General features: G+C 67.4%; 3 protein-coding genes and 1 tRNA gene. 2 read left to right on the top strand and 2 right to left on the bottom strand.

Annotated elements, in window-relative coordinates; all coding sequences use genetic code 11:
• Both Q664_RS58810 and Q664_RS03485 read left to right on the top strand, forming a co-directional pair.
• The coding region (locus Q664_RS58810; protein ID WP_043389811.1) for a hypothetical protein at positions 1–582 on the top strand (582 nt) is incomplete at its 5' end.
• A gap of 363 nt (positions 583–945) precedes the next feature.
• Positions 946–1,476: a hypothetical protein gene (locus tag Q664_RS03485; protein ID WP_043389810.1), complete on the top strand. Its 531-nt coding sequence runs from the start codon at positions 946–948 to the stop codon at positions 1,474–1,476.
• 570 nt (positions 1,477–2,046) lie between these two features.
• Here Q664_RS03485 and Q664_RS03480 read toward each other — a convergent pair.
• Together Q664_RS03480 and Q664_RS03475 are read right to left on the bottom strand one after the other, a co-directional pair.
• A tRNA-Leu gene (locus Q664_RS03480) sits at positions 2,047–2,132 on the bottom strand.
• A 129-nt stretch (positions 2,133–2,261) separates the two neighbouring features.
• A complete protein-coding gene (locus Q664_RS03475) occupies positions 2,262–4,172 on the bottom strand; it encodes a hypothetical protein (RefSeq protein ID WP_235216535.1) in 1,911 nt (636 codons plus the stop codon).
• Positions 4,173–4,387 lie beyond the last annotated feature (215 nt).

Here is a 4,387-nt window from a genome sequence, read left to right as displayed (position 1 = left end):
CCGAAATACATCTCCATCGCCGTGCGGCCGCCCTGGGTGCCATGTGCCGTGGGGCGGCTCCTGCTCGATGCGAGCGGCAAACGCGTCACCATCCTCCACGACCTCTCGCCGTCGGTGCCACCCGAGCGGGACTGGGCCAATGCCCTACCCGCCAGGGCGGCCCCTGACTCCCGCGGGCTGGTATACGTGGTCATCACCAATGGCCTGCGCGAGGTGGCTGTGGGTTACCTGCACAACCGCGAGGGCAACCCCGCCCTCCGTGAGCGGATCCGCCTGCGAACCCACCGCATGCTGCGCGTGCTGGAGCAGCATCCCCTCGCGCCCGCCATCAGCTACATCGGCGGCGGCTTTCATCTGCCACCGAGCAGGGTGGGAACGGACGCCACCGGATTCGCCTTCGCCTATGGCCTGGGGCCGACCACGGCGGAGGGCGACATCCACGATTATTGGTATTGCCGGGTCAATCCCTTCACGCCCGTGGGTCTGCCGCCTGGATTCATCGTCCCCGCGCCCTCGCTGAGTGCGGCGACCGTGGGGTCCACCCGGTCCGATCATGCGGCGTGCCTGTTGCGTGTGATTTGAAGCGTCACGTGCTCTGGATGCTCATGGTGGCTCTCTCCTGGCGCCTCGGCGCACGGTGGAGACACATGTACTATTCGTGGCCAGGCCGCTCTGTGTGCGGGTTCACTGGCGAGCTGTGACGCGGGTCATAGGTCACTCCCGCGAGCCCTCCGGAGACATCCCCTCCATGTGGCCCACGGTGGCGGTGAGGCGCGTCGAGACCTCCAGCCCCCTTCGTCGGCTCCTCCGCAAGACGCCGGAGCCGGACGGTGTGAACGGCACAAGGCTCATGTCTTCACCCAGCGGCGCCGCTCTCGGGGAGTTCATCACACCGTCCACGCCACCACGTCTGAAGGGAGACCTACAACAGAACAGGAGGGCCGCATGAGGAAGATTTCCGTTACCGACAAACGAGCACTGGACGAGACGTTCACCAAGCAATTCCTGTCTATCCAGCAGGTACGCGAGCAATTGCAGGACTACGCCAACAAGTTCCTGGAGAACTTCCACCAGGACACCTATCTGTTGTTCGACACGATCCGCATCAGCGAGCTGTGCTCGCTCAGCGTGAAGGGAGGATTGGGCATCGCCAATCTGATGGCACGCCGGCAGCAACAACAGCTCAGGGGGCTGGTGTGGGACGACTATGTCGGCGACTGCGATCTCAACCTCTTGATCCGGAAGAACGAGTTTCCGCCGGGCCGTACCACGGGTGAGGTCATGGCCGCGGTGGCGCAACGGATCAAGATCCTGCTGGCCAGGACCATCTCGGATACGGCCTATTGCTCGCTCGTGAAGGATGTCGAGACCCCGCTCCCGTGCCCCGGAGTCACGCCCCCCTTCTCTCCCCCCTGTACCGCTGCACCCAACTGCAGGCCCTGTCCCACCTGCTCGGCTTCGTTTCCGACAAGATGAGGCCGCCGCTGCCCAATGCGCCGCTGACGCAGCCGCGCGACCTTCAGTCCGTCCTGAACCTCTCCGAAATGTTACGCACCGTCTCCTCGGCCATGATCGAGGTGTGCGGGGCCGATCTCCAGGCCGCCATCAATTCCGTGGCGGTGTCGAAGAGCATCGAGTGGCTTCATGGCCGCGGGAGGCGGCGTACCACCAGCGCGTGGCCACCGAGGACCCCTGGAGCGCCCTGCGTCTGGGCGAAGGCGCTGCTGGACGGCAAGAACGCGATCGTCCTCGCCCCACCGCCGGAGGGAAGACGGAGGCATCCCTCTTCCTCATGCTGGCGGAACTCATCGAGCGCCCCGGAACGCCATCCTCCGGGCCAGCAAGCGGGCGGGCCTGCGTTCCATCGGCTGGCACACGCTGCGGCACAGCTTCGCCAGCCACCTCGTCGCGCGCGGGTGATGACGATGCGCTACACCCACCTCAGCCCGGACGTGAAGAAGGACGCCGTGCGCGCGCTCGAGGGACACACCGGGGCACATGGCGCGGGACGAGAGAGAATCCTCGGTGAGTCCAACCACTTAGGATTGCACGAGCCGGGGATCGAACCCGGACGGCCCCTTCGGGCCAGCGGATTTTAAGTCCGCTGCGTCTGCCAGTTTCGCCACTCGTGCGTCCATTACCTCAATAGCCTACCGGCCCGCGCCCCACATTGCACTCCCGCAGCGCCCATGGGGCCCTGCGGGTACCCACTTTCGTACCCCTCCGAAGTACCCGCTTCCATCCCCTCGTCTAATGGTGAGCTACCCGCCGTAGCAGATACCACCGCAGACGGCCTCGACCTTCCCTCCTGGCACCAGGAAGCGGTTCACCTGCTCACGGCTCTCGGCGTCACGCCGCACGCCCTCGTGGACCGCGTTGTTCTCCGGTGGCAGGTCCGCCACCGTGCCCGGCAGCGGCTCCGGCAGCTTGAAGTCGAACTGTACCAACGCCGAACCATCCACCTCACCCTCTCGCAGCAGAAGCCCTGGCACCAGCTTCGTGGCGGGCAGTTGCTGCACCAGTCCCAGCGCGCGGGCGTGCACCTCGGTGGCCACGTTGGGTACCGAGGGATCTCCCAAGCCATACTGCATCAACACCCGGCGCGACGCGGGACCTCCGGCGTACGTGTCCGCCAACACGTGCGGCGCGTAGGTGATGGGATCGATCCGATCGAACCCCGTCTGCGTCAGCGCCGCGAACTTCTGCTGGTCGAGCGCGTCCGGCAGCACCTGCGCGATGGAGGAGAGGAACGGGCTGAACGGCCTGGCCCGGAACATCATCAGCGAGAAGTCCACCCCTCCCACGCTCAGCACGCCCCGCTCGATGTGCGGCGAAAGCGCCAGATACGTCCCCCCGAGGATGTGGCCCTGGCTGATGCCGTAGAAGTACGTACTCGCGGGGTCGTACACGAGCACGCCGTTGTCCCTCAGCTCCTCCAACGCCCCGAGCGTGGTGCGCGCCGCGTACGTGACGGCGATCTGGTTCGCCATCGCCTGATGCACGCGATCCGTGAAGCCCAGTGTCTGGCCAGGGTTGTTCGCGATGGCATTCAACACCATCGGCGCATCCGCGGAGGACATGCCCCACCAGTCCACCGTGAGCACCACCATCTTCGCCCCGTTGATGAAGGGCCTCACGAACGAGGAGTCCGCCTCGGCCCGGCTTCCGAAGAAGCCATGGCCGTACTGGAGCAGTCTCACCGGCGCCTCGCCCTGCCCCCAGACACTCCGGGGAATCTGGAGCGTGAAGGGCACCTCCGCCTCCCCATTGCGCCGCACCCGGCCCCGCTCGTCCCTCGCGAGCAGCGCTCCCGGTTGGGCACTCTCCAGGAAGAGCGGCACGCGCAACGTCCCGGTGATGCGCCGGGCGATGTTCGCGTCCACATCGTCCTTCACCTCCGTCACCGTGATGGCGGGCGGCGTGGCCTCCAATGACTCCATCGCGAGGCGCCGCACCTCCAGCATGTCCCGGGTGACGTTCTCCTCCGACCCCGTCGTGAAGTCCCACGCCAGCTGGAGCTCCGCGCGCGGGATTCCCGCGGCCTCGAGCACCGGGAAGATCCGCTCCTCGTAGTGCCGGGCGAGTGGCTCCAGGAGCGGGTCTCCTTCCGTCTGGCCATCGCGGATGCGGCGGAAACCCTCGGGGACGGGCACCCGGCCCCCACTCTTCGCCCTCAGCCCGCGCAGGGCCACGATGTAGCGCGTCTGGTTGCGCAGCCGCACCAGGGGCCTCAAGAGGAGCGCGCGGCGCTCGTCAATCGGAGCACGCGGGTCCAGCTCGGCGAAGTGGAGCACGCCCTTTCCCTGCTCGGCGTCCAGCAGCATCGTGGTCCCGCTGACCGCCGCGGGGCTCTGGAGGGACGGGAGGTTGGCGACGTCCACGCCTCCGGGAAACAGGGCGAGGATCTGCGTGCCGTGCGACCAGCCGTCCGCCGCGTGCAGGTCCGTGAAGTCGAACCCCGTCCCCTCCTTCGTCTTCAGCTTCGCGGCCTCGGAGAGCCGCACGCGATGGCCCGAGGGCAGCGTCCCGTCCTCCGCGAGGAAGTAGTCCGAGGGGAATGGCAGGAGGCAGTCGTGCTCCGCCGCCAGCGGATTGCAACCCTCGGGCACCTCCAGCGGCCGCTCGGGGTCCGGGCAGGCAGCCAGCAGCGCCACCGCACACAGCAAGGCCATCGTCCCGTGTCTCCGCATCCGCTCCCACATACGTCGCGCTCCTGGCCGGCTCCGGCATGAGGTCGAGACGGGGGTTCAACCACACGCGGCGGAGGCGGGAAAGCCCGGGCGGTCAGACGTCCGTGCTGGAGTCGCTCGAAAGTGACGTATCTTGAAGGCCCCCCGGCGACCCCCCGGCGCGGCAGCCTCCCGGCTCCAGTCCCACACCCTCGACC

Source organism: Archangium violaceum Cb vi76, assembly GCF_000733295.1.
GTDB classification, from domain to species: Bacteria; Myxococcota; Myxococcia; order Myxococcales; family Myxococcaceae; genus Archangium; species Archangium violaceum.
The sequence above is the reverse complement of the archived record's forward strand: the minus strand, read 5'-3'. Positions and strand labels throughout refer to the sequence as shown.

Coding starts and splice junctions, on each gene's coding strand:
- Q664_RS03475 (WP_235216535.1), bottom strand. CDS start 4,172: ATGGCCTTGCTGTGTGCGGTGGCGCTGCTGGCTGCCTGCCCGGACCCC.
- Q664_RS03485 (WP_043389810.1), top strand. CDS start 946: ATGAGGAAGATTTCCGTTACCGACAAACGAGCACTGGACGAGACGTTC.